The sequence below is a fragment of the Streptomyces sp. NPDC059816 genome, from assembly GCF_042732055.1.
Classification (GTDB): Bacteria; Actinomycetota; Actinomycetes; order Streptomycetales; family Streptomycetaceae; genus Streptomyces.
On record NZ_JBHWIQ010000009.1, the window covers coordinates 116,846 to 139,795 of the forward strand.

Annotated in this window: 20 protein-coding genes; 9 read left to right on the forward strand and 11 right to left on the reverse strand. The window is 73.1% G+C overall.

Translation table 11 applies throughout. The annotated features are described in order from the left end of the window. Nucleotides 1-174 precede the first annotated feature (174 nt). The gene (locus tag ACFV88_RS14490) at nucleotides 175-654 is read left to right on the forward strand and encodes an HIT family protein (RefSeq protein WP_385490337.1); all 480 of its coding nucleotides are present in this window, start codon (nucleotides 175-177) and stop codon (nucleotides 652-654) included. Nucleotides 655-1,467: 813 nt separating this feature from the next. Further along, entirely contained in the window at nucleotides 1,468-2,301 is an 834-nt protein-coding gene (locus ACFV88_RS14495) for a helix-turn-helix domain-containing protein (protein ID WP_385490340.1), read from the forward strand. Here ACFV88_RS14495 and ACFV88_RS14500 read toward each other — a convergent pair. From ACFV88_RS14500 to ACFV88_RS14510, 3 genes are all read right to left on the reverse strand, one after another. Beyond that, nucleotides 2,291-2,716 carry a hypothetical protein gene (locus ACFV88_RS14500; protein WP_385490343.1) on the reverse strand — a complete coding sequence of 142 codons (426 nt, stop codon included), beginning with the start codon at nucleotides 2,714-2,716 and terminating at the stop codon, nucleotides 2,291-2,293. The genes ACFV88_RS14495 and ACFV88_RS14500 overlap by 11 nt on opposite strands. Before the next feature lie 415 nt (nucleotides 2,717-3,131). After that, on the reverse strand, nucleotides 3,132-5,546 hold the full coding sequence (locus ACFV88_RS14505; protein ID WP_385490345.1) for an FtsX-like permease family protein: 2,415 nt from the start codon (nucleotides 5,544-5,546) through the stop codon (nucleotides 3,132-3,134). Beyond that, nucleotides 5,543-6,304 (reverse strand): ABC transporter ATP-binding protein, encoded by a 762-nt coding sequence (locus tag ACFV88_RS14510; RefSeq protein WP_385490348.1) that lies wholly within the window; start codon nucleotides 6,302-6,304, stop codon nucleotides 5,543-5,545. Before ACFV88_RS14510 ends, ACFV88_RS14505 begins: the two co-directional genes overlap by 4 nt. A gap of 112 nt (nucleotides 6,305-6,416) precedes the next feature. Here ACFV88_RS14510 and ACFV88_RS14515 point away from each other — a divergent pair, with 112 nt between their 5' ends. The 5 genes from ACFV88_RS14515 (at nucleotide 6,417) to ACFV88_RS14535 (ending at nucleotide 10,903) form a co-directional block, all read left to right on the forward strand. Further along, entirely contained in the window at nucleotides 6,417-7,601 is a 1,185-nt protein-coding gene (locus ACFV88_RS14515) for a sensor histidine kinase (protein ID WP_385490613.1), read from the forward strand. Beyond that, nucleotides 7,598-8,254 (forward strand): response regulator, encoded by a 657-nt coding sequence (locus ACFV88_RS14520; RefSeq protein ID WP_385490351.1) that lies wholly within the window; start codon nucleotides 7,598-7,600, stop codon nucleotides 8,252-8,254. The genes ACFV88_RS14515 and ACFV88_RS14520 overlap by 4 nt, the downstream gene beginning before the upstream one ends. A gap of 263 nt (nucleotides 8,255-8,517) precedes the next feature. Next, nucleotides 8,518-9,069: a nitroreductase family protein gene (locus ACFV88_RS14525; protein ID WP_385490353.1), complete on the forward strand. Its 552-nt coding sequence runs from the start codon at nucleotides 8,518-8,520 to the stop codon at nucleotides 9,067-9,069. Beyond that, on the forward strand, nucleotides 9,032-9,370 hold the full coding sequence (locus ACFV88_RS14530; protein WP_385490356.1) for a DUF6092 family protein: 339 nt from the start codon (nucleotides 9,032-9,034) through the stop codon (nucleotides 9,368-9,370). Before ACFV88_RS14525 ends, ACFV88_RS14530 begins: the two co-directional genes overlap by 38 nt. Nucleotides 9,371-9,409: 39 nt before the next feature. After that, nucleotides 9,410-10,903 carry a tRNA-dependent cyclodipeptide synthase gene (locus tag ACFV88_RS14535; RefSeq protein WP_385490358.1) on the forward strand — a complete coding sequence of 498 codons (1,494 nt, stop codon included), beginning with the start codon at nucleotides 9,410-9,412 and terminating at the stop codon, nucleotides 10,901-10,903. A gap of 72 nt (nucleotides 10,904-10,975) precedes the next feature. Here the strand turns inward: ACFV88_RS14535 and ACFV88_RS14540 are convergent, their stop codons facing one another. From ACFV88_RS14540 to ACFV88_RS14560, 5 genes are all read right to left on the reverse strand, one after another. Further along, entirely contained in the window at nucleotides 10,976-11,839 is an 864-nt protein-coding gene (locus ACFV88_RS14540) for a hypothetical protein (RefSeq protein WP_385490361.1), read from the reverse strand. Nucleotides 11,840-12,041: 202 nt separating this feature from the next. After that, complete coding sequence (locus ACFV88_RS14545; RefSeq protein ID WP_385490616.1) at nucleotides 12,042-12,686, reverse strand: LuxR C-terminal-related transcriptional regulator; 645 nt, start codon at nucleotides 12,684-12,686, stop codon at nucleotides 12,042-12,044. Between the two features lie 53 nt (nucleotides 12,687-12,739). Continuing rightward, entirely contained in the window at nucleotides 12,740-14,080 is a 1,341-nt protein-coding gene (locus tag ACFV88_RS14550; RefSeq protein ID WP_385490363.1) for a sensor domain-containing protein, read from the reverse strand. Nucleotides 14,081-14,173: 93 nt separating this feature from the next. Continuing rightward, entirely contained in the window at nucleotides 14,174-15,268 is a 1,095-nt protein-coding gene (locus ACFV88_RS14555; RefSeq protein WP_385490366.1) for a response regulator, read from the reverse strand. Continuing rightward, nucleotides 15,261-15,497, reverse strand: coding sequence for a hypothetical protein (locus ACFV88_RS14560; RefSeq protein ID WP_385490369.1), 237 nt, complete (start codon nucleotides 15,495-15,497; stop codon nucleotides 15,261-15,263). The genes ACFV88_RS14555 and ACFV88_RS14560 overlap by 8 nt, the downstream gene beginning before the upstream one ends. Nucleotides 15,498-15,856: 359 nt before the next feature. Here ACFV88_RS14560 and ACFV88_RS14565 point away from each other — a divergent pair, with 359 nt between their 5' ends. Further along, on the forward strand, nucleotides 15,857-17,353 hold the full coding sequence (locus tag ACFV88_RS14565) for a DUF2252 domain-containing protein (protein ID WP_385490371.1): 1,497 nt from the start codon (nucleotides 15,857-15,859) through the stop codon (nucleotides 17,351-17,353). Nucleotides 17,354-17,396: 43 nt separating this feature from the next. Here ACFV88_RS14565 and ACFV88_RS14570 read toward each other — a convergent pair whose 3' ends face one another. Next, nucleotides 17,397-18,767, reverse strand: a complete 1,371-nt coding sequence (locus tag ACFV88_RS14570) for a chloride channel protein (protein ID WP_385490374.1) — start codon at nucleotides 18,765-18,767, stop codon at nucleotides 17,397-17,399. Nucleotides 18,768-18,920: 153 nt separating this feature from the next. Then, entirely contained in the window at nucleotides 18,921-20,318 is a 1,398-nt protein-coding gene (locus tag ACFV88_RS14575) for a cellulose binding domain-containing protein (protein ID WP_385490377.1), read from the reverse strand. A 321-nt stretch (nucleotides 20,319-20,639) separates the two neighbouring features. Here ACFV88_RS14575 and ACFV88_RS14580 point away from each other — a divergent pair, with 321 nt between their 5' ends. Beyond that, on the forward strand, nucleotides 20,640-22,133 hold the full coding sequence (locus ACFV88_RS14580; RefSeq protein ID WP_385490380.1) for a S41 family peptidase: 1,494 nt from the start codon (nucleotides 20,640-20,642) through the stop codon (nucleotides 22,131-22,133). Between the two features lie 69 nt (nucleotides 22,134-22,202). Here ACFV88_RS14580 and ACFV88_RS14585 read toward each other — a convergent pair whose 3' ends face one another. After that, nucleotides 22,203-22,922 carry a 3-keto-5-aminohexanoate cleavage protein gene (locus tag ACFV88_RS14585; RefSeq protein WP_385490383.1) on the reverse strand — a complete coding sequence of 240 codons (720 nt, stop codon included), beginning with the start codon at nucleotides 22,920-22,922 and terminating at the stop codon, nucleotides 22,203-22,205. Between the last annotated feature and the right edge of the window lie 28 nt (nucleotides 22,923-22,950).

Consider the following 22,950-nt stretch of genomic DNA (forward strand, 5'->3'; position numbering starts at 1 on the left):
CTGTTCGGGGGGGTTTTTTTGGGCCATTTGGGCCCGCCCCGGGCCCCGGGGTGGTTTCGGGCGGGGGGGCCCCCCCCGCGCGGATCAACGAACCGGCCCCCGGGCCGGATGGGGGAACGTGCCCTCCCGACCGGCTCGGGGTCTCGGCCCCGACCTCGGAGGTAGGTTGGGGCCATGAGCGAAGACTGGCGTGGGGACCGGGTCGGTGCCGCGCTCCGAGGAGAGAACCCGACCGTGCTCCGTCGCCTCGACGGAGGATTCGCGGTCATCGGGGACGTGCAGTTCCTCCCCGGGTACTGCGTCCTCCTGACCGAAGTGCCCGGCGCGGAGCGACTCTCCGACCTACCGCGGCCCGCACGGCTGGCGTTCCTCTCCGCGATGGACCAGCTGGGCGAGGCCGTCGAGCGGGCCTGCCGGAGCCTCGACCCCGGGTTCCGCCGGGTCAACCTGGAGATCCTGGGGAACAAGGACCCCTTCCTCCACGCCCATGTCTGGCCGAGGTACGCGTGGGAGCCCGAGGAGCACGTGACCGTCCCCGTGTGGAGCTACCCGCGTGACCGGTGGGCCGACCCGCGCCACCGACTCGGCGCACGGCACGACCGAGTGCGCGAGGCCATCGGCAGCGCACTCGACCGGGCGAGCGCCATGAACTGACCACCGAGACAGGCGGCACCGCGCCGCGACCCCGCACACCGCATCCCCCCTGGAGCGCCCCGCCGACGACAGCACGCACGCCGGCCTGACCGTCCGCGAGTTCCTCACCACCCACCAGCACGCGCCGATCGTCCGCCCCGTACGCGCGAACGACACCGCGTACACCTTCAGCATCATCCTCAACCGCCCCCGCTGGGACGACTGGGACGAGGCGTGAGCGCCCCCCGCCCCGCCCGGGCGCACCGCCCCGGGCCCGGGCGGTCGCTACGATGACCGTGCACCAAGGGCAACCGCGCCGCGCCCGGTCCACCACCTAGACGCCCACACCGTCGCCAGGGGATCAAGACGTCTGAGACATGGATGCGGGGCTGGCGGAGCTACTGCGCCAGGCGAACGGCTGACCGGGCGGCACCCGGAGGACGCCCGCACCGGGCGACCGCGGTCCGGGGGGCCGGGAGGAGACCGCCCACGGGGCACGAGCCGGGGCACGGCCGGCCCGACCTGGACCACCCGGCACCGCAAACGGGCCGAAGGGCCTCAGGCCCTCCGAGACCTCGGCCCGCCGAGACCTCGGGAACAGCAGGAACAGTGGGGAGCGGAAGGTCGGCAGGGACCGCAGTCGGCCGAAAGGCCGCAGGCGGGAGACCGGCGCCTGCGGCCCGGACGGGCTCCGCCGGGGGCGGGCCGTCCGGAACGGTCGCTTCCGTCGCTGGTCCGCGGACGGACACCCGGGGAGGCACCCGGCCCGTCACCCGCGCGGCGCGAGGAAATGCACCGGTGGAGCGGGCCGCCGGCCGTACTACGGTCGGGGGCATGACTACTCTCGCGTCCGACACCGGTGTGGGTCCCCTGCTGAGGGGCTGGCGGGAGCGGCGGCGGGTCAGCCAGCTCGAACTGGCCCTGCGCGCCGACTCCTCGACCCGGCACATCAGCTTCGTCGAGAACGGGCGTTCCCGCCCCAGCGAGGAGATGATCCTGCGGCTCGCGGAGCACCTGGACGTCCCCGTACGGGAACGCAACGCGCTCCTGCTCGCCGGTGGTTACGCCCCCCGGTACACCGAGACGTCGTACGACGACCCCTCCATGGGCGCCCTGCGCGAAGGACTCCAGCAGCTGCTCCACGGCTACGAGCCGTACCCCGCGATCGTGCTGGACGGGGTCTACGACGTGGTCGCGGCCAACCTGGGGATGACCAGGCTGCTGGAGGGGGTCGCCGATCACCTGCTCACGCCACCGCTCAACGGGATCCGCATCGTGCTGCATCCGGAAGGCATGGCCCCGCGGATCCTGAATCTCCGCCAATGGCGTTCCCATCTGCTGCACCAGATGGAGAGCCAGATGTCCCTGGTGCGTTCGGACCCGCTGCGCAAGCTGTACGACGAGGTGGCCTCGTACCCCTTCCCCGACGGCCATCCGGACCACGGTCCGGGAGGGGCCGACGCGTCGGGCGACCCGGGCCCCGGACCGGCGATGCCGTGCTTCGCGCTGCCGCTGCGGATCGCGCACCGGGGACGGGAGCTGTCCTTCGTGTCGTCGATCTCCACGTTCAACACCCCGATGGACGTGACGGTCGCCGAGCTGGCCATCGAGACCTTCCTCCCGGCGGACGCGGCGACCGTCGACCACCTGCGTTCCCTCAGCGCCTGATTCCGGACCCGGCCCGCAGCGCACCCCAGTAGAGACCGGCGAGTCCGGCGGGCACGAGGGCCTGGACGACGATCCAGACGGTGCCGACGGCGCTCGGGTCCAGCCAGAGGAAGGGAGCGGCGAGACTGACGGCGGTCCATGCGAGATTGACTTCGATCACCACCTTGACCGCACCGGCGGGCGGCTCCCTGCGGGCCACGATCAGGGCGACACCGATGGTGAAGAGGACGAGGAAGGCCCCGCTGCCGAGGAGGACGTCCGGGTCCACCCCGAGCAGTCTGCCCACCGGGCCGGAGGCGGCGAGGTAGACCGCCGCGGTGGGGGCGGTGACCACGGCGTCGACGGCGAGGAAGCGGCGCAGCATCGTCAGGGGCTCGGTGGTGCGGGCGATGCCGGTCAGGAACGTTGCGGACATGGTGTTCGGCCTCCTGCGGAGTCGTGACATCGGTGCGGGTCCCGGAGCTCTGGACCCCGAGGGGGCCGGCCCCCGGACGGAGTGCGCCGCCCGGGTTCCGGTGGGAGAAGGCTGCATCCAGGGGCGGGGCCTCGTCCATGACGCGGGAGGTAATGGGGGTGCGGGCCCGGTGCCCCGGGCGGGGCCGCCGGCCGTTGTCGGCAACACCGTGCAAGGCGCCTCCGGGCCGTGGCCGTTCGCGTCGGGAATCCGCGCAGGGCGGGGCGGTCGAGCGGTCACGCGGCCGCATGCCCTCACCAGCCGAATCCCGCACACCCCGTCAGTCGCTCATGACAGCCAGCCTGCCAGGCGGTCTTCCGCCTGGCACCACCCCACCACCTTGACCAAACCCATAGGGGCACCCCACCGGGCACGGTCAGCCACGCATCACCCGGCGGGCCGGGAGCAGCGTCGCCGCCAGCGCGAGGAGCAGTGTCGCCCCCACCGCGACGCCCACCGGCGCCCAGGGGACGACGAGCGGCACCGCAACACCCAAGGTGCCGCTGAGCCCCGCCCGGATGCCCAGAAGTGAGGGCAGGGCCGCCAACATCCCCGTCACCGTGCCGATCAGCACCACCAGCACCGTCTCCACGGCTAGGGCGCCCAGCAGTTGGCGCGAGCTCGCGCCGGACCGTCGTAGCACCCGCAGGTCGCCCGCGCGGTCGGCGGTGGACATCAGCGACGTGCTCACCACGGCTATCCCGGTGTACCCCGCGGACACGGCGACCAACAACACCGTGAACACCCGGATCAACCGGTCCTCCTCCGCGTCCGCCAGCCCCGCGTACTCCTCGACCGAGATCTCCCGGCCGCCCGACACCGCCCGCGGTGCACCGGTGCGGTGCACGGCCGAGGTCAGGGCGGACGGGTCGTGCTCCCGTACCAGCGCCCGCGACAGCAGCGCACCGTACGGCAGATGACGGTCCTCCACCACCGCCACGATCCGCAGCGACGCGGTGGACCCGTCCTCGAAGGTGACCGGCACCGCACCGCCCGCGCTAGCCCCCAGTGCGGCGAGCCCCGACCGGGAGACGGCCATCGTGCCGGGTTCCGACACTGCGGCCAGGTCACCGTGGACGGTCTCGACCGGGCCGTGGACCTCGGCGTACGGCCCCGGTTCGACGCCGATCGCTTTCAGCGGTGAGCGTCCGGGGCCGCCGTGGATCAACGTGGGGAGGATCGCCGAGCCGTCGATCCGTCGGACCTCCGCATCGGTGAGTCCCGGCGTTCCGTCAGGAACGACGGTCCCCTCGGCACGCACCGCGGCGGCCTCCCGACGTTCGTACGCCTGCGCCGTCGTCTCCGTGTTGGCCGTGATCAGCACGGTGAACGCGACCGTCGCGAGGACCGGTGCGACCGTCGACGCGGTCCGGCGCACCGCCGTCAGGAGCCAGGCGCGCACCAACATCCCGGTGGCGCCCCGTCGGCGTGCCAGCGGACGCGTGGCCAGCCGGGCGAGCGGCGGAACCAACGCCGGCATCAGCAGCGCCACTCCGGTGATCAACCCCGCGGCCGTCAACAGCGCCGTCGTGATCATGTCTCCGGGTTCCACCGCCGCGCTGGCGATCGCCGCGCCGACCCCGAGCGCGACGCACAGCAGCCCGATCGCCCGCCGCACCGGCGGCAACGGCCGGTCGTCCACGGCCGCCTCGCGCAGGGCCTCCATCGGCCCGATGCGCGAGGCCCTGCGCGAGGCCGCCCACACACCGGCGAACGCCACGGCGACCCCCACGACGAAGGACAGCGCCGACACCCACGGCCGCGCTTCGACGGCGAAGCCGCGCGGCTGGAAACCCGTCCCGACCAGCACCGCACCGAACCCCGGCGCCCCCAGGGTGCCGATGAGGACACCTGCGCCGGAGGCCACCGCGCCGATCGCCAGGCCCTCCCCGTACACCGCGCGTCGCACCTGCCGGGGCGAAGCGCCCACCGTGCGCAGCAGGCCGAACTCGCGGCGCCGACGGGCGACGGTGAAGGCGAAGGCCGAGGACACGACGAAGACCGTGACGAACGCGGACAGCGCCGTCATGGCGGTGACGACCTGCCCACCGATCCAGCGGACCTCCTCGTCCGCGCCGGCGGCGAGGGCCTCCCGTTCCTCCCCGTGGAGCACCCGCCCCGTTCCGTCGACCGCCCGGCCGGCCGCCGAAGCCACCGCCGCCACCGTCCCGGGGTCGGGGTGCGGGTCGTCGAGTCGCAGAGCGATGACCCGCACCCCGCCCGCCAGTTGCGCGGCACGGGCGTCGGTGACGTAGTAGCCGGGCCCCCCGACCGTGCCGGACACGGTGAACGCACCGGGTCCGGACGCGGTCAGCAGGGTGATCCGCCGGCCGGTCGCGAACCCCAGCGACCGGTCGACCACCACCTCGTCGGCCTGCCGCGGAGCCCGGCCCGACACGAGCCGGTACGGGGCGAGGGCCGCGCTCGACCAACCGCGGCCCAGCCGGTCACCCGGGCGCTGCTCACCGACCGGGCGCCCACCGTCGAGCGCCTGCGCGGCGAAGGAACGGTCGGGCACCGCGGCCCGCACCCCGGGGAGCGCGCCCAACCGCCGGGCCAGCCGCTCGGTGTCCGCCGGTGCGAACGGCGCCGCCTCCAGGAAGGTCGCCGGGTCCGCGGCGCCGCTGTGGACGACGACCGGGGCCGCCGCGTACCGCTCGGGCACTCCGGCACCGCCCGACAACAGGATCAGGGCGCTCATCGTGAAGAGCGCAGCGCCCAGGCAGAGCGCCACGAACGCCCCGACGAACGTGCTCCGCCGTTCGCGCAGCGAGGCCAGCAGGAACGTCATGCGCCCGCCTCCAGCGTCGCCGTCCGGGTCGCGATGGCCGTGGCGCTCGTGCGCCCGGTCAGCTCGTCGGCAATCCTGCCGTCCGCCAGGAAGACCACCCGGTCGGCGAACGACGCGGCCACCGGGTCGTGGGTGACCATGACGATCGTCTGGCTCCGCTCCTCCACCAGCCGGCGGAGCAGGGTGAGGACGTGCCAGGAGGTCCTGGTGTCGAGGGCGCCCGTGGGCTCGTCGGCGAAGACCACCGCCGGGTCACCGATCAGCGCCCGGGCGACGGCGACCCGCTGCTGCTGGCCCCCGGACAGTCCACTCGGTCGGTGCCGGGCACGCCGGGCCAGACCCACCTCGTCGAGTGCCGCGGCGATGACGGCCGGATCGGGACGACGGCCTGCGAGCCGTAGGGGCAGGGCGACGTTCTGCTCCGCGGTGAGCGCGGAGACCAGGTTGAACGACTGGAAGACGAAGCCGATCCGGTCGCGGCGCAACAGGGTGAGGCCCGTCTCGTCCAGCCCGGCGAGGTCGGTGCCGTCGAGGACGACGCGCCCGGAGGTGGGTCGTTCGAGGCCCGCCGCACAGTGCAGCAGCGTCGACTTGCCGGAGCCGGAGGGCCCCATGACCGCGGTCAGGGTGCCCCGCGCGAACGCCAGGTCAACCGAGTCGAGCGCGGTCACCGCGCCCTCACCGCTACCGAAGTGCCGGGTGAGTGCGCGCAGTTCGACGGGGTGCGCCGTCGTCGATGGAGGAACGGTGGTGAGCATGCATCGAGTCAAGCCGTGCACCGGTCGAAGCACACGGGCGGCCGGACTAGTCCGCACACTCCACCTGGCACTACTGCGCCCGCCCGTCCCCCATGGATACCGTCGACGGGTGATGCCACGAACGGCGCTGGAGGCGCTGACCCGACAGCCCCTGCGGTTTCTCCTGACCTCCTGGCCCTGGCGGTCCCTGGGCTACCTCCTGCCGGGCGGACTGCTCGGGGTGGCCGCGTGGACCGCGGTCGGCGGCCTGGCCGCCGCCTGGTCGCGGATCGGAGCGGTCGCGGCGGCGACGGGGGCCGTCGCCGTGCTCGCCTTCGTGGCCGCCGCGTCCGGGCCGCTGGAGCGCTGGCGCCTGCGGATCGTCACCGTCGACGCACGCCGACCACCGGACGGCGCACCGACGCGGGACCCCTGGCGCGCCACCGGGTACGGAGCCGTGTCGGTGCTCGCCGTGGGATGGGCCGACCTCGCGCTGCTCCTGGTGGCGGCGGGCATCCCCGGGGTGTTGCTCACCGCGCCCCTCCAGCCCACCGCCCCGCCGTGGGCCTCGATCGCCGGTCCGGTCGCCGGTGCGCTGCTGCTGCCGGTGGCCGCCTACCCCGTCACCGTCTGGGCGGGAGCACGGGCCGCCGTTGCACGCGCCGTACTGGCGCCCCGCGAAGGGGAGTTGCAGGAGGTCCGCCGCTCCCGCGCCCGACTGGCGCACTCCTACGAGTCGGAGCGGCGCCGCATCGAACGGGACCTCCACGACGGCGCCCAACAACGTCTGGTGGCGCTGACCGTGAAGCTGGGCCTCGCCGCACTCGACCTACCGCCCGGATCGCGGGCGGCCGGGGAGGTCGCCGCGGCGCACCGGATGGCCAAGGAGACGCTGGAGGAACTGCGGGAGGTGATCCGCGGGGTCCACCCGCACGTGCTCGGCGAGCGCGGACTGCCGTTCGCCGTACGGGACGTGGCGGGCCGCTCGCCCGTCCCCGTCGACCTCGACATCGACCTGGCACGCAGGCTGCCCACCGCGGTGGAGGTCGCCGCCTACTACGCGGTCTCCGAAGCGCTCACCAACGTCGCCCGACACAGCGGAGCGCAGCGGTGCCGGGTGACCGGGAGCCTCACCCGCGGCGCACTCGTGGTGGAGGTGTCCGACGACGGTCGGGGCGGTGCACGGCCGGACGGCGGCACCGGACTGGTCGGACTGGCGGACCGGGTGGCCGCCGTCGACGGACGCATGCTGCTGTCCAGCCCGACCGGCGGACCGACCCTCGTCCGCGTCGAGATCCCGGTGGAGGCCCACGCATGAGCCGGTTGACGATCGTGATCGCCGAGGACGCGGTGCTGCTGCGCGAAGGGCTCGTCGGGCTCCTCGAACGCTTCGGGCACACCGTGGCCGCGGCCGTCGGGGACGGGCCGTCCCTGGTGGCCGCGGCCACCGAGCACCGACCGGACGTGGTGATCGCCGACGTCCGCATGCCCCCCGGCCACACCGACGAGGGTCTGCGCGCGGTACGCACCCTGCACCGGCTGCGCCCCGGCCTCGCCGCGCTCGTGCTCAGCCAGTACGTCGAGCAGACCTTCGCCGATGAGCTCCTCGGGTCCCGTGCCGGTGCCGGCACCGGCTACCTGCTCAAGGACCGGATCGGTGACGTCGAGGAGTTCATGGACGCGGTGACCAGGGTCGCCGCCGGCGGTACCGTCATCGATCCCGAGGTCGTCCGGCAACTCCTGGCCCGCCGCCGCGATCCGCTGGACCGGTTGACCGGGCGGGAACGGGAAGTGCTCGGACTGATCGCCGAGGGCCGCTCCAACGCGGCGGTGGCCAGGGCGCTCGTCGTCACGGAGGCGGCCGTGGCGAAGCACATCGCGAACATCTTCCTCAAGCTCGACCTGCCGCCCGCCCCCGACGACCACCGCAGGGTCAGGGCGGTCCTCGCCTACGTGCGCGGCACCGGGTGAGGCCGCCCCCGCAGACGGTCCGCGCGGGGCGCTCCGTGTAGGCGGGCCGTGCGGGCGCTCCGTGCGGGCGGGCCGTGCGGAAAAGAGGACTTAGCCCCCCGCCCGGGTGAACATCACCAGCGGCCGATCACAGAGCTCCCCGTGCGTGCCACAGTCTTGCTCCGGACGCCGTCCCCCCACGGCGTCCCACTCAACTCCTCGGCGCGCTCCCCGGAACGGGTCGTTCCCGCGTGCCCGGTCAGCGGAGTCCAGGGAGGAAGCGGTTGTCCACGCGGAAGTCATCAGACCTCGTCCAGGTGCTGCGGACCCGCAGCGCGGTGCGGCAGTACACCCCCCAGCCCGTCGACGACGACGCGCTGGACCGTCTGCTGGACGCGATACTGGCCGCCCCCACCGGCGGGAACAAGCAGGCGTGGGCCTTCGTGGCGGTCCGGGACCCGCGCACCCTGCGGCTGTTGAGGGCCTTCTCACCGGGGATCATCGAACCCCCGCCCCTCGTCGTCGTGGCCTGCTTCGACCGGTCACGGGCGGTCAAGGACGACGGGGAGTTCTGGGACGAGGGACTGCTGTGCGTGGCCATGGCCGTGCAGAACCTGCTGCTCGCGGCGCACGCCCTCGGCTTGGGCGGCTGCCCTGCGGCGAGCTTCCGCCGGCACGCCGCCCGCACGCTGCTGGGGCTGCCCGAACATCTGGAACCCCTCCTCATGGTGCCGGTCGGGTATCCGAAGAGGCCGCTCGCATCACCACCACGCCGAAACCGAGTCGAGGTAGTCAGCTATGAGTTCTGGGGAAACCACACCCTGGCCCGTCGATGAAGAACTCCTCCTGTTGGCGGCCTACCTGCTGAGCAGCGGCCGCGGCCTCCTCGACGAGCCGCAGCAGTACGGCCCCTTCCGCTGTATCGACGCGGCCCGCAGGGTGCTGGTGATGCTGCGGGACCGTGGCGTCGCCCACGAGGAACTGGCATCCGTGCAGCAGCAGTTGGAGGACTTCATGTGCGGACCCATGACTCCGAGGGACCTGCCCGCCTTCCTCGACGAGGTGTGCGGACGATTCACCGTGCTGCTCAGGGACTCCGATCTGATCCAGCGCGCGGCCCCCGCCGTCGCCAGCTGAGGCGGAGAGGGCGGCCGGCCGAGGAGAGACGACAAGACGATGTTCGAGGTAATGCCCCTCACCCGTACCTGCCAGAGGGTCCTGGAGCGCGGAGACCACGCGCTGATCGGGGTCAGCACCGGGAACAGCTACTTCAGTCAGGACCGGCTGGGGTCCCTGCTCGTCTGGGCGGAACAGCACTTCAGCCTGGTGGACGTCCTGTACATCGACACCCACATCGACGCCATGCTGGTGGCGACGGGACTGCCCCCCGCGCAGGCCCGCAGGCGGACCAAGAGCATGCTCAAGGACGTGCGGCGGAGGATCCGGCGGGCCCTGGAGATGACATCGGGCGCCGAACACGGCCGGATCCGGGTGCATCCCCTGTCCGCGTACGAGGGCCTGCCGCAGTACGAGAAGGTGCTGCGCCGCATCGAACCGGACCTCGGAGCGGAGGGCTCCCTCATGGGCTCGGCCCAGGCACAGGTCCGCGATCTGCTGGTGTCGCACGTGCCCAGCCCCGCGGAACCCGTCCTGGTGGCCGCCCAGATGCAGGCGGGGCTCGCCTACCTGCGTGCGGAACTGCCGTTCCTGTTGGACACGCCCGCCATCCTCGACGTTCCCTCGTCGGTCACCTGTTACCACAAGTTGATGCCGGTGGCCCAGGAGATGTTCGAAGGGCTCGGCGCTCTCAGCCGCAACCCCCGCCAGGGATTCCTCGTGGTGCGTCCCGCACCGCAGCGGTCCACGGACCGTCCCTGGCCGCCGTCCTTCCTTCCAAGGAGACCCGAGTTGACACTCACCGAGCAGTACGACGAAATCGCGAGCGACTACACCGACGTGGAGCGCGTGTTCAGTACGTACCGCAGCCTCATCGAGGTGCCCTCACTGACCCGGGCGCTGGGTCCGGTGGACGGTGCCACGGTCTTGGACGTCGGATGCGGATCCGGCACCTACAGCCGTTTGTTGCGACGTCGGGGAGCCGAACGGGTGCTCGGCGTGGATCTGTCCGCCGGGATGGTGGACGTGGCGCGGCGGCTCGAAGAACGCGAGCCGCTGGGGGTGCGCTACGAGGTGCACGACGCCGTGGACATGCCGGTGCTCGGCGCCTTCGACGTGGTGGTCGCGGTCGCGGTGCTGCACTACGCCGACAGCCGGCAGGCACTGGCCCGGATGTTGGAGCGGATCCGGGCCAACCTCGTCCCCGGCGGGCGGTTCGTCGCCTTCGTCGGCAACCCGCGGCTGCCCGCCGACACGGCGCAGATGAACGGTCTCGTCGTCCACCGACCGCAGAACGCCCGTGACGGAGACCCGTCTCCGCTCACGATCCCCACCACTCCGCCCACCACCCTGCCCGCGCGTTACTGGAGCTGTGAGGCGATCGAGCGAGCGTTGCAGGCGAGTGGCTTCGGCGAGGTGGTGTGGGAGCCCCTGGACGGCCTGCCCCCCGGCATCGAGGAACCCGTCAACCTCCTGGTCAGCGCCCGTGCCGTGCCGATCGGTCCCCCGGACGCGGGGGAGCGCGAAGTCGGGGCGGCCCGGGCCGGGGCCTGACCGGCTGCCCCAGCCGGGACGGGCCCGGCGGCTGCGAGCGACCCGAACGGTCGGCGTGCACGAGGGGCCGTGTCACCATCCGCCCTCGAAGAAGGCCAGCAACGCCGGTGCCGGGTCCGCCGCGGTGCCGAAGTTCGCCACCGCGACCACCAGCACGCACAGCGACAGCACCACGGACAGCGCTCCGAACGACGCCCACACCCGCCTCGTTCGGCCCTCGGACGACTCCGTTGCCGCGAACCTCTTCCACAGCAGCACGCTCACGCCGACGAGGCCGACCACGACGGTCGAGGCGAGCACGGCCATGGCCATGTGGTACCGGTCGAAGTCGCTGATCAGCACCTCGATGGCAGGGGGCGTTCGGTCACCCGCACCCGGCTGAGCTGCCAGGAGCCCTCTGATCTCGTCGAGCGTCGTGCCGAGTTCTCCGTCGGCCGAGGTGACCCCCAACATCGGCAACAGCGAGGCGAAGGGCGCCGCCGCGCCCTGGAGGTTGGCCATCACCACCGCCAACGAGAACAGGGCGAGCGCCGTCACCAGAACGGTGCCCGACGCGAGGGCCGCCCTCCTGCCCCTGCCGAGACCACCGGCCCGCAGCAGCGCCTTCCCCAGGAGGACGCCGAGTGCGAACAGCACGATCGTCAGGAGCGCGGCGATCACGGCCTTCGCCACGTGGTAGCGGAACCAGTAGTCGACGACCCCCTCCAGCTGCGGCGAGAACTCCCGGTCACCGGAACTCCAGTACCCGACGAACGCCTCGCGGACGGCTCGGACGAGGTCGTCCCGGTCGGCGGGAGCGTGGTGCGGCCCGTTCGCCGCCAGCGTGCGCGGGGCGAGGACGAAGGCGGTGACGAGGGCGGTGGCGAGGGCGGTGAGCACGGCGGCGGCGTGAGCGCGGGCACGCGCGGATCGCGACGGGGCTGGGGAGCGGGACAAGGACGTTCCTTCGGCTCGGTCGGGTGCGGGGACGGCGGACGTCGTGTTGCCGTCATGCCGACCACGCTCGCGCACCGACGCCTCCCGATCACCGGAGCAGGCCGGACACCCGGGGGTGTGGCAGGCCCCCACCCCGGCCCGGGGGCAAGCCCCCGTCGGGGGCGGGAGCCCACCGGCCCCCGCAGGCCGAACCGGGCCGTCGTCAGTCCCTGAGATAGGCCAGGACGGCCAGTACCCGACGGTGCCGGGCGTCGTCGGGCGGCAGGCCGAGCTTGGCGAAGATGGTGCCGATGTGCTTCTCCACGGTGCTGGCGGAGACCACGAGTCGCCGGGTGATGGCCGTGTTCGAGTGGCCTTCGGCCATCAGCGCCAGGATCTGCCGTTCTCGTGCGGTGAGCGACCCGAGGGCGCTGTCCCGGTGCCGCCCGGTCAGCAGCTGGCCGATCACCTGGGGATCGAGCACCGTCCCGCCGCGCGCGACCCGGTCCAGCGCGTCCAGGAACTCCTCGACCCGGGCGACCCGGTCCTTGAGGAGGTAGCCGACCGAGCCGGAGCCGTCCGCGAGTAGCTCGCCCGCGTAGGAAGGCTCCACGTACTGGCTGAGCATCAGCACCGGAGTGCCGGGCAGGTGCAGACGGGCGGTGATCGCCGCGCGCAGGCCCTCGTCGGTGTGGGTCGGAGGCATCCGGATGTCGACGATCGACACGTCCGGACGGTGGTCGAGCACCGCCGCGACCAGAGCGGGACCGTCGCCGACCGCGGCCACCACCCGATGGCCGTCCTCGACGAGCAGCCGCACCAGGCCCTCGCGCAGCAGGACCGAGTCATCGGCCACGACGATGCGCAGCGCACTCCGGGCAGCCGCATCCGGTGACGGTCCGGGCGCCGCCCCGCGGGGCGTCAACAGCACGGCAGCTCCCCGGTGATCGTCGTCGGGCCGCCACCGGGACTGCTGATCCGCAACCGGCCGCCGAGCGCGATCAGCCGGTCCTCCAGCCCCCGCAGGCCGTGCCCCTTGTCCAGTGCCGCGCCGCCCACCCCGTCGTCCCTCACCCATACCCTCAGGACGCCCTCACCGTGGCGCAGCCCGATCACACACCGCTGCGCGCGGCTGTGCTTGGCCACATTGGTCAGGGCCTCCGCGACGACGAAGTACGCGGCCGTCTCGACGGCCTCCTTCGGCCGGTGGTCCAGGGGAACGGCGTCGAGTTCCGAGAGGGTGGTGGACCGCACGGCGAGGGCGGCGAGTGCCTCGTGCAGACCGCGGTCGACGAGGATCGGCGGGGCGATGCCGCGGGAGAGCGCCCGTAGCTCGTCCAACGCCTCCTGGGCCTGGACGATCGCGTCGGCGAGGGCCTCCCGGGCGGTCTGGGGCCGTCGGTCGAAGTGGTGCCGGACGCGGCCGAGTTCCACGGCCAGCCGTACCAGCCGCTGCTGAGGCCCGTCGTGGATGTCGCGTTCGAGTCGGCGCAGCGCGGTGGCCTCGGCCTCGGCCGCGGCGACCGTTCGTGCGCGGGCCGTGTCCCGCTCGTGTTCCAGCCCGCTGGTCGTGCGGTGCACAGCGGACGCGTCACCGAGCAGGGTCCGCCCCAGCCCGGTCTGGACGGCGACGCACGCGCGGGCCACCAGGGGCAGGGTGAACAGCGTCAGCAGACCCAGTGCGGTCCCGAACACGACACGTTCGATCGGGGACGACAACCCGAGGCTCACCGTGATGTGCGACTGGGCGTCGCCCAGATTCAGGGCGAGCGGCCGCAGCGGCTCGGCCGGTGCGTACTCGTACCGCAGGGAACACGTGGCGCTGCCGATGCCGACGAACCACCACAGCGCGGTCAGCGCCGAGGTGACCAGGGCGACGGGCACCACCGCGACCGCGTGGGCCGCGTCCAGCCACCGCCCGGGGCCGGACGCGTCCGGGCTCCCCTTCGGCTCGGGCCGCAGGGCGACGGGACCGGCTCCGGTGACCGCGGGACGCACCCGGGCGATGCGCCACCGCTCCACGTCGGCGAACCACCGTGCCGGTGCCAGGGCCCGGGCCACGACCGGCGAACCGCCGGGCAGCAGCAGACCGATCGCGGCGACGCACACGCCGCCGAGTACGGCCAGCAGCCCGGCCGCGGCGGTCACCGGCGCGGTGAGCAGATAGAGCGACCACGTCACCGTGTCACGGCCCGTACGGGAAAGGCCCCTCGTGCCCCGGTACCACGGGTCCGGGGCCGAGGGGGAGAGCGCATGGGTCATGAACTCACGCTAGTGCCCTGGCCGGAGGCCCGTCGACGAAAGCGGGTGAGGGGAGCCGAGGGCGCCGGAAGGGGTGCCCATCCGGGCGGGTGCTCATCGGCCGCCGGCCCGACGCTCCAGATGGATGCCGGTGAAGACCGCCACCTTGGCCCGCAGTGCCCACGGGTCGAAGGGCTTGCCGAGGTAGTCGACGGCGCCGGCCGCGTAGCCCCGGGCCGAGTGCTCGGCATCGACGCCCATGGCGGTGAGGAAGATGATCGGCACGTCCCGGGTCCGGGGCCGCCGCTTGATGTGCGCGGCGGTCTCGTACCCATCCATGTCGGGCATCTGGACGTCCATGATGATGACGGCGAAGTCATCGTCGTTGAGCAGGGCCTTCAGGGCCTCCCGCCCCGAGGACACGGCCACCAACTCCTGGTCCAGCGTGGACAGTACCGCGGTCATGGCCAGGAGGTTGTCCGCCTGGTCGTCCACCACGAGGATCTTCGGCAGGCACCGGGTGCCCGGCGGTGCGGCGGACAGCGCGGCGCCCCGCTGCACCGCTTCGACCGCCTCCAGTTGGCGTTCGAGCAGGGCGCACCGCTTCTCGGCCTCCTCGTGCCGGTCCCGGGCCGCCCGCAGGTCCGCGGCCAGCCGCGCCACCTCGCTCTGGAGGGCGTCACGCTCCCGCAGCAACTCGGAGATGTCCGGGCAGGCCGCCTCCAGGGCGTTCGCCCGTTCCCGCTCGTTGCCCCACTCGGCTTCCAACTGGTTCAGCCGCACCTCCAGATCGGCGATCTGGTGCATCCGGTCGAGCAGTGCATCACCCAGTACGTCGCCCCGCGCGGTGGAACGGCGGGCGTCACGGTCGGCGTCCGCCAGTTGCCGTTCCAGGACCTCGACCGCGTGACGGGGCGAGGAGCCCGTGGCGACGGCGGCCCGGTGCAGCGCGCGCAGGAGCTCCATCGCCCGTGGAGTGGCGGCATTGCCCCGGTGTTCCGCCAGGTCGGTGAAGAGGTCCGTCACCACCTCCCAGGGCGGCACCCGGGTCCCGCTCAGATAACGCGAGAAGGTCCCCGGGTCCCGTTTGCGCCGGGCCGCGTACCGTCGCACCGACACGTCCAGCCCGTCGAACAGTTCCCGCAGCGCCTGGGCCAGCGCCCGGGACTCCCGGGAGAGGTCCCCGGCCAGCGGACGCAGCTCAGCCATGCCCGTCCCTCCTCCCCGTGGGTTCCCCCGGGCGTTGCCCCCCGCTCGGCTCGGGCGCGATCATCCGGTGCGCCAGCGGCAGCGAGAGTGCCGCCGCGGTCAGCGCGGCGAGCACTCCCCGCGCGGCGCCCTCCCCTGCGAGCACACTGAGCACCCCCACCGCCGTACCGGCCAGCACGGCGAGCAGCAGGACCAGCGCCGTCCTCACCGTGAGCAGCGATCGGTCCATGGTGACCTCCTCCTCGGGCCGTCGCACCCGCCGGGACGACAGCCGTTGCGCCCGACGGAGCTGCGGGACGAGGCACAGCATGGAGGGTGTGCGGCCCGTTGCGCACGGTAACCCCCGGATCGGCAACGTCGGTCGTGCCCGCACCCCCGTGTGCACGGTGCGCGCCCCTGTTCCGCGCCGTGCGGGACCCGCTTCCGAGGTGTTGCAGGGGTGTTGCGGAGTCCGCAACGCCCGGCCCGGTCGCGCGGGTGATGCCGGCGGGGCGGGGGAGTGGGATGGTGGAGGGGACGGGACCGACCCCCGTGCGCCCCGGTACCGAGTCCGTCGCCAGCCAGGGGCGTCCGGTGAGGAGTGTTGTGATGCCCGGGAACAGCGGAACCAAAAGAAACAGCAGTGACAAGGGGAGCAGCGGCAGCAGCGGAAGGAAGGGCAACAAGGGCAACAAGGGGATCAGGTCGAACGCGTCCGGTGACCGACCGTGGCTCCCGCCCGACCAGCGGGCGGCCCGGGGCAGGGCGGTGCGGTCCAAGACCCCGCGCTCCAGCCACGCGGAGTTCACCCGCACGTCCGTGGACCCGCTACGGGTCATCGAAGCGCAGTCGGCCACCCGGGTGCCCGACCTCGTGCCCATCCGCTACGCACGCATGGCGGAGTCCCCGTTCCGTTTCTACCGCGGTGCCGCGGCCATCATGGCCGCCGACCTCGACACCACCCCGACCACCGGACTGTACGCTCAACTCTGCGGCGACGCCCATCTGTTGAACTTCCGACTGTTGGGCTCCCCGGAGCGCAAACTCATCTTCGACATCAACGACTTCGACGAGACCCTGCCCGGCCCGTGGGAATGGGACGTCAAACGCCTCGCCGCCAGCTTCGTCATTGCCGGCCGTGAGAACGGGTTCACGACGGCCGAGCGCCGAGCGATCGTCCGCGCCACCGTGCGCGCCTACCGCGAGCGGATGCGCCTGTTCGCCGGGATGTCGAACCTCGCCGTCTGGTACACGATCGCCGACGCCGAGGAACTGGAACTCCTGGCCTCGGGACGGTTGCAGCGACGGGGCCGCAAGATGCTGTCCCGCACCCTCGCCAAGGCCCGCACCCGGGACAGCCTCCAGGCGTTCGACAAGCTCACCCGTCTGGTGGACGGCGAACGGCGGATCGTCCCCGCGCCCCCGGTCGTCATGCCCGCCGCCGACCTGCTCCCGGACCGGGAGCGCAGCGAACTCGCCACCATGATCGACGACCTCATCGCCCGCTACGGGAAGAGCCTGCCGACGGACCGCCGCCGGCTGTTGAGCCAGTTCACCGTGGTGGACGTGGCGCGCAAGGTGGTCGGCGTCGGCAGCGTCGGCACCCGCTGCTGGATCGTCCTGCTGATCGGGCGGGACAGCGGTGACCCCCTGTTCCTCCAGGCCAAGGAGGCCGACCGTTCCGTGCTCGCTCCCTACGCCGGCGACAGCGAGTTCCGCACCCAGGGCGAACGGGTGGTCGCCGGACAGCGCCTCATGCAGGCGGCCAGTGACATCTTCCTCGGCTGGGAGCGGGTCCGCGCGCCCGACGGCGAGCAGCGGGACTTCTACGTGCGCCAACTGCGTGACTGGAAGGGCATCATGGAGCCCCAGCTGATGGTGCCCCGCGGCATGGCGGTCTTCGGCGAGCTCTGCGGAGCCAACCTCGCCCGGGCCCACGCCAGGTCGGGGGACCGGATCGCCATCGCCGCCTATCTGGGGCGCGGAGACGTCTTCGACCGGGCCGTCGCCGACTTCGCCGAGCAGTACGCCGACCAGAACGAACGCGATCACGCCGCCCTGGTCGCCGCGGTCAAGTCCGGGCGGCTCCCCGCCCAGACCGTCTGACCCACCGCACCCGAGGCGCGACCCGCGGGCGCCCGGCCGGGGGCTACCCGCGCGGCGAGGGCGCCGCGTCCGCCGGGGTTCCGTGGCGACGGCGCGAGCGCAGCAGTTCCCCGGTGGCGAAGGCGACCACCGCACAGACCAGGACGACCGCCATCTGCTCGGGTGCGTCCCGGCCGAGCAACAGGGTGGCCAGCACCGACGCCGTCACGGGCAGCCGGGTCACCGCCGCCGCTGCCGAGACGATGCCCACCGCCAGCGCGGTCGTCGTCCCGAAGCCCGGCAGGCCCGCGAAGACCAGCGCGAGGACCGGTCCGATGAGCAACGCAGGGAAGATCGGGCCGCCGCGCAGCGCGCCGAGGGAGACCGACCACGCGAGCCCCTTGAACAGCAGCAGCCAGAGCAGGACGGAGATCGGCCAGGCACCCGGGTCGGCGGCCAACTCCGCCAGAGTGGCCTGACCCGAGAGGGCGGCCTCCTCGGGCGACCGACCGGTGCACAGCCCGTAGGCGGCCAGCGCCGCCCCGACCACCACCGCACACAGCGGGGTCCGCGGACCGGGGTGCTTGGCCGTCCAGTCGGCGACCCGACCGCCCAGGGCGACCGCACCCCGCACCACGACCGCGATCACCACCGCGAGCGGCACCCCCCAGAGGAAGTCCCCCGCTTCCAGGGGATCGTCGGGCGGCACCGACGGTAGGGCCAGTCCACCCGTGTCGAGTCCCGTCCACCGACCGAACCCGGTGAGGACCAGGGCGCCCACCCCGCTGGCGAGCAGACTGGGCAGGATCAGGGCGAGCAGTCCCGGGCCACCGAGCCCGGCCGCCTCGATGATCAGGACCGCGGCCACCAGGGGGCTGCCGAACACGGTGGAGATCGTGGTCGCCGAGCCGGCCGCCCCCAGGACGGCGACCAACTGCGGCGATCCGGCGCGGCGCGCCGACCGGACGGCCAGCAGGGCCAGGCCGCTGCCGATCGCCATCAGCGGCGCCTCGGGCCCCAGCACCGCGCCGAAGGCCAGGGAGGCCAGCCCGGCCAGTACCACCCCGGGCAGGGCGGACGGTTCCGTCGCCGCCGGGTTCAACCCCCGGGCCGGTACGTGCCCACCGGCGCCCGGCAGTCGGGTGACGATCCACGCCACCAGCAGCCCCCCGACGGTCAGCAGGGGCAGTGGCCACCACCACGGGGCAACCGCGTAGCCGAGGTGGTGCGGCAGATGCTCCCAGAGGCCGTTCTGCGCGGCGTGCTCCAGGGCGAGGAAGCCGAACGCCACCAGCGACAGCGGTACCCCCAGCACCGTCGCGAGCAGCAGCAACCGCAGGTACCCCGGGTCCCGCAGCACCTCGCCGACCGGGCGTGCCGGGCCGGGCTCCGCCGCCTGGGCCATCCGGGACCTCGCCTCCTCGGGCGCGGGCACGCGCACCACGCTCCCGGTCCAGACTCCGACACGCCCCGGCGCGCGGCACCTCCACAGAGCCGTACGGGCGGCCCGGACCCGGTCTCCGTACGCACGGCGCCGGGGACCGTGCCGCGCCCGGGCGGGCACGGCACGGTCGTGACGGCGTACGGGTCAGCCCGCGGTGACCGTGTCCGCGAAGGCCGTGCCCGTCGCGCGGTAGGCGTCGACCTTGGTGGCCACCTGCGCCGGGGTCAGCACCTGGTCCTTGACGTGCAGCACGTAGTCGACCTGCTGCTCGTAGCTGCGGGGTGCGGTGCTCGTCTGTCCGGCCAGGTCGGTGAACCACTGGTTGAAGCTGATCAGCATCGCCCGTTCGGGCAGGAAGCCGGCCCCGTGGGTGCCGAACAGCCGGCCGTCGAGGTAGTACCGGATGTCGTTGCCGTCGATGGTGAAGACCAGGTCGTGCCAGCCGCCGTGGCTGCTGCGGGCCACCGTGTGCGTGTTGACGAGTTGCCCGGTGGTGGGGTGGTAGGTCTCCCAGGAGGTGGCGAAGAAGGCGTTCGACGTCTCGCCCCAGCCGCCGTTGGGCAGGTACTCGAAGTCGTACTCGGCGTAGTCGTCGGCCATCGGGGACTTCAGGTCGTTGATGGCGAAGAACGTCTGCACGACGTGGTCGCCGTCCGGGCCCTGCACCGGCGCGTCACTGAACTTGACGCGGGCCGCGTAGGTGCCGTTCTTGAACTTCATCGACGTCGTGGAGATCTCGGCGTGCTCGGTGCTGGCCGCCGTGCCGGAGGTGCCCGCCTTCAGGGTCATCAGGGAGGACCCGGCCTCCTGCGAGAACGTGACGTTCTTCGGTGACCAGGTCGCGCCGTACACGCCCGGTCCACCGCCCCAGGAACGCAACTGCCAGCCGTTGGCGCTGAGCTTGGGATCGCTGCCCGAGGTGTAGGCGAAGTCGTCGAACAGGGCCTGACCGGGCGGAGGTTCGGTGGAGCCGCCCGGCTCGGTGCCCCACACGGTGGTGCCGGAGACCCGGGCGGTGACCTTCGACCAGTCGGCGTAGGCGCTCTGTCCGGCGCCGAAGGAGTGGTCGTCGCTCTGGACCAGCTGCTGCCAGTCGGTCCGGTGGAACCGTAGCTGGAGGTCACCGGTGTCCGCGCCCGCGGCCAGCGAACCGGCACCGGCGGTGAAGCCGACCTCCAGGTAACGGTCGGCGGTGGCCGTGGGGTTGGCGAGGGTGCCGAACGAGCCGGTGACGTTCGAGCAGCCCTTCACCGCCCAGTCGCAGGCGAACCGGTAGGTGGTCGTCGCCGAGTCGGCCTTGAAGTAGTAGCGGAGCTTGACCTCACTGAGCGGCACGGCCGCCGCGCCCGTGTTGCGCACCTTGAACCAGGGCGCCGTCTGCGAGGCGCTCGCGCCGGACGAACTGGTCCGGTACTGCACGGCGAGTCCGCCGGTGGCGGCCTGGGCGGCGGTGGGAAGTGCGGCGAGCCCGACGGCGGCCAGGGCCGTGGCGAGTGCGCCGGCCGCGACGGAACGCAACCGGGTGTGTGGGGGTCTTCTCATGACGCTGCCTCTCCTGAACGGTTGAGACGGACGGCCGCCCCTGGGGCCGGGCGGCATCCGAGTGATCGTACGGAAACGCTGACGCGTTTCAACTGCCCTGCACACAGCGCGAGATGAGCACGCCTGGCCCGTCCCGATTCGCACCCCGCTGTCCCCCACCTGAGGGGAAGGCCGCCTCCGGGACTCCCCTAGGGGCGGACAACCCCCACCGTCCACCTGCCGGTTGACCCCGCAGCCGTCCGGGGGATGACGCGCCTGCCCCGTTCCGACAGCCATGATGACGACGCGTTGACGACGAATTGGGGAAACATCGTGCACCAAGTGACACCAGTGACGACGCCGGCCGACGGCGGCCAGGACGACGGACGCCGGGCCGCGCGGCCCGGCCGGCGGTCCGTACTCATGGCGGCGGGGACCGCCCTCGCCCTGTCCGGGACGTTCGGCGCCACCGCGGTGGCCGCACCACGTCAGCGGGGCGCGGGGGGCACCGGCCACCCGACGGACGGCCTGTGGCGGATGGACGGCTACGGCATGGTCCTCCGCATCCAGGACGGAGTGCTGCGGAGCTGGGACACCACGGCCATCAGCTGCCGGCCGGCCCTGAACGCGCCCCAACAGGGTGCCGCCGGCCCCGACGGAGCCGTCCGCTTCGAGGCCGACGACATGGCGTTCACCGTCCGCCCGCAGGCGAAGGACCGGGCGACCCTCCTGGTCCACGGCACCGCGGCCGACCGCGATCTGCGCCGCATCTCCGCGCTGCCCCCGCACTGCGGACGCCCCGGGGCCACCGGGCCGGTGGCGGACTTCGACGTGTTCTGGCAGACCTTCGCGGAGCAGTACGCCTTCTTCCAGAGCCGCGGCGTCGACTGGAACCGGGCACGCGCCACCTACCGCCCCCGGGTCACCGCGCGCACCGGCCCCGCCGAACTCTTCGACATCCTGGCGGAGATGACCGCGCCGCTCCAGGACTCGCACGTCGCGCTGGCGGCGAACTCCCCGGACTTCCAGCGCTTCGCCGACGGCATCCGGTCGGGCACCGTCGCACCGGACGAAGCGTACGAGCAGAAGACCAGACTGTTCATCGAGCGCCGCGACCTCGCAGGGCGGCCCCTGGAGTCCCATGCGCAAGGGGTGATCGGCTACGCAGACCTGCCCGGTGGCCTGGGCTACCTGCGCATCAGCCGGTTCGCCGGCTACGTCGACAACCGCGGTCGGTACGACGACGACGCCGCCGAGCTGGAACGAGTGCTCGACCGGATCGTCACCCGGGCGCGCACCGCCGGACCCGGCCGGTGGCGCGGCTTGATCATCGACGTCCGGGTCAACGCCGGCGGGTACGACCCCCTCGGCCTGGCCATCGCCTCCCGCCTGACCGACCGCTCCTACACCGCGTTCACCAAGCAGGCCCGCAACGACCCCCGGGACGAGACCCGCTTCACCCGTCGACGGACCGTGCGGGTGCAGCCGGCCGCCCCGGGAACGCCCCGCTACGACGGACCGGTGGCGTTGCTCATCAGCGGAGCGACGGTCAGTGCGGGGGAGACGTTCACCCACGCCGTTCAGGAGCGCCCCGGGCTCACCACTCTCATCGGTGAGAACACCCAGGGAGTCTTCTCGGACACGCTGGGGCGGGAGCTGCCGAACGGCTGGCAGTTCACGCTCTCCAACGAGCGGTACACCGATCCGCGCGGCCGGTCCTTCGAGGGCCCCGGCATCCCCGCCGACATCAGGACGCCGGTCTTCACCGACCAGGAGTTCGCCGCCGACCGCGACACGGCCTTCGACCGGGCCAGGCAGATCCTCGGCCGACCCTGAAACGGCACCCGGCCCGGTCCCGTTCCCGTGGGGGGAACGCGACCGGGCCGGGCCCGGGGATCGTGGTGCTCAGGAAGCGGCCAGGGCACGGGCCGCGCGCACCAGGGCGGCGTTGTCGGCGGCGGGCGACCCGTCGGGCAGGTCGGTGCCGTCCTCGAAGCCCACCCGGGTCTCGTGGCCGTCCTCGATCGCCGCCCGCACCAGGGGCCAGACCGTGGGGCCGTCACCGTGGTAGAGGATCGGGCAGCGCACCCCGGCCGCCCGCACCCGCGCGGCCATGGCCCGGGCTTCGGCGACCGCCCGCACGGGGTCCTCCTCGACGGGTTCGATCAGGATGCGCACGTTGTCGTGCAGGGTCGACGAGTCGAGCAGCCGCGGCACGTCGTCCATCGTCCACACCGCGCTCTCCAGGACCATGCCCCGGTCCAGGACCAGTCGGGCCGTCTCGGCCGCACCTTCCTCGCTGAACGCGACGGAAGCGAAGTCCGGCAGCACCTCCCATGCCTTGACCAGGTCGTAACGCTCCACGGGGCCCGAGCAGGTCCACAGGCCCGTCGTCGTCCCGACCACCGCGCCCGGGGCGGCGCCACGGATCGCGGACAGGACCTCGGCCAGGGCGTCGGGGCGGATGGTCTGTCCCCCGTCCGGGGTGCGGACGTGGAAGTGGACGACGTCCGCTCCGGCCGCGAGCACCGCGACGGTGTCGGCGGCGATCTCCGCTGCGGTGACGGGGACGGTGGGCTGCTCGGCCTGGGAGCGCCCGCCGTTGACGGCGGCTTTCAGCAACACGATGGTCCTTTCGGGGGGTATGGGGGTG

Excerpts from the sequence above, each read along its gene's own strand:
- ACFV88_RS14565 (WP_385490371.1), top strand. The coding sequence starts at position 15,857 with ATGCCCGGGAACAGCGGAACCAAAAGAAACAGCAGTGACAAGGGGAGC.
- ACFV88_RS14510 (WP_385490348.1), bottom strand. The coding sequence starts at position 6,304 with ATGCTCACCACCGTTCCTCCATCGACGACGGCGCACCCCGTCGAACTG.
- ACFV88_RS14535 (WP_385490358.1), top strand. The coding sequence starts at position 9,410 with ATGTTCGAGGTAATGCCCCTCACCCGTACCTGCCAGAGGGTCCTGGAG.
- ACFV88_RS14520 (WP_385490351.1), top strand. The coding sequence starts at position 7,598 with ATGAGCCGGTTGACGATCGTGATCGCCGAGGACGCGGTGCTGCTGCGC.
- ACFV88_RS14560 (WP_385490369.1), bottom strand. The coding sequence starts at position 15,497 with ATGGACCGATCGCTGCTCACGGTGAGGACGGCGCTGGTCCTGCTGCTC.
- ACFV88_RS14495 (WP_385490340.1), top strand. The coding sequence starts at position 1,468 with ATGACTACTCTCGCGTCCGACACCGGTGTGGGTCCCCTGCTGAGGGGC.
- ACFV88_RS14490 (WP_385490337.1), top strand. The coding sequence starts at position 175 with ATGAGCGAAGACTGGCGTGGGGACCGGGTCGGTGCCGCGCTCCGAGGA.
- ACFV88_RS14575 (WP_385490377.1), bottom strand. The coding sequence starts at position 20,318 with ATGAGAAGACCCCCACACACCCGGTTGCGTTCCGTCGCGGCCGGCGCA.
- ACFV88_RS14555 (WP_385490366.1), bottom strand. The coding sequence starts at position 15,268 with ATGGCTGAGCTGCGTCCGCTGGCCGGGGACCTCTCCCGGGAGTCCCGG.
- ACFV88_RS14550 (WP_385490363.1), bottom strand. The coding sequence starts at position 14,080 with ATGACCCATGCGCTCTCCCCCTCGGCCCCGGACCCGTGGTACCGGGGC.
- ACFV88_RS14530 (WP_385490356.1), top strand. The coding sequence starts at position 9,032 with ATGAGTTCTGGGGAAACCACACCCTGGCCCGTCGATGAAGAACTCCTC.
- ACFV88_RS14515 (WP_385490613.1), top strand. The coding sequence starts at position 6,417 with ATGCCACGAACGGCGCTGGAGGCGCTGACCCGACAGCCCCTGCGGTTT.
- ACFV88_RS14500 (WP_385490343.1), bottom strand. The coding sequence starts at position 2,716 with ATGTCCGCAACGTTCCTGACCGGCATCGCCCGCACCACCGAGCCCCTG.
- ACFV88_RS14505 (WP_385490345.1), bottom strand. The coding sequence starts at position 5,546 with ATGACGTTCCTGCTGGCCTCGCTGCGCGAACGGCGGAGCACGTTCGTC.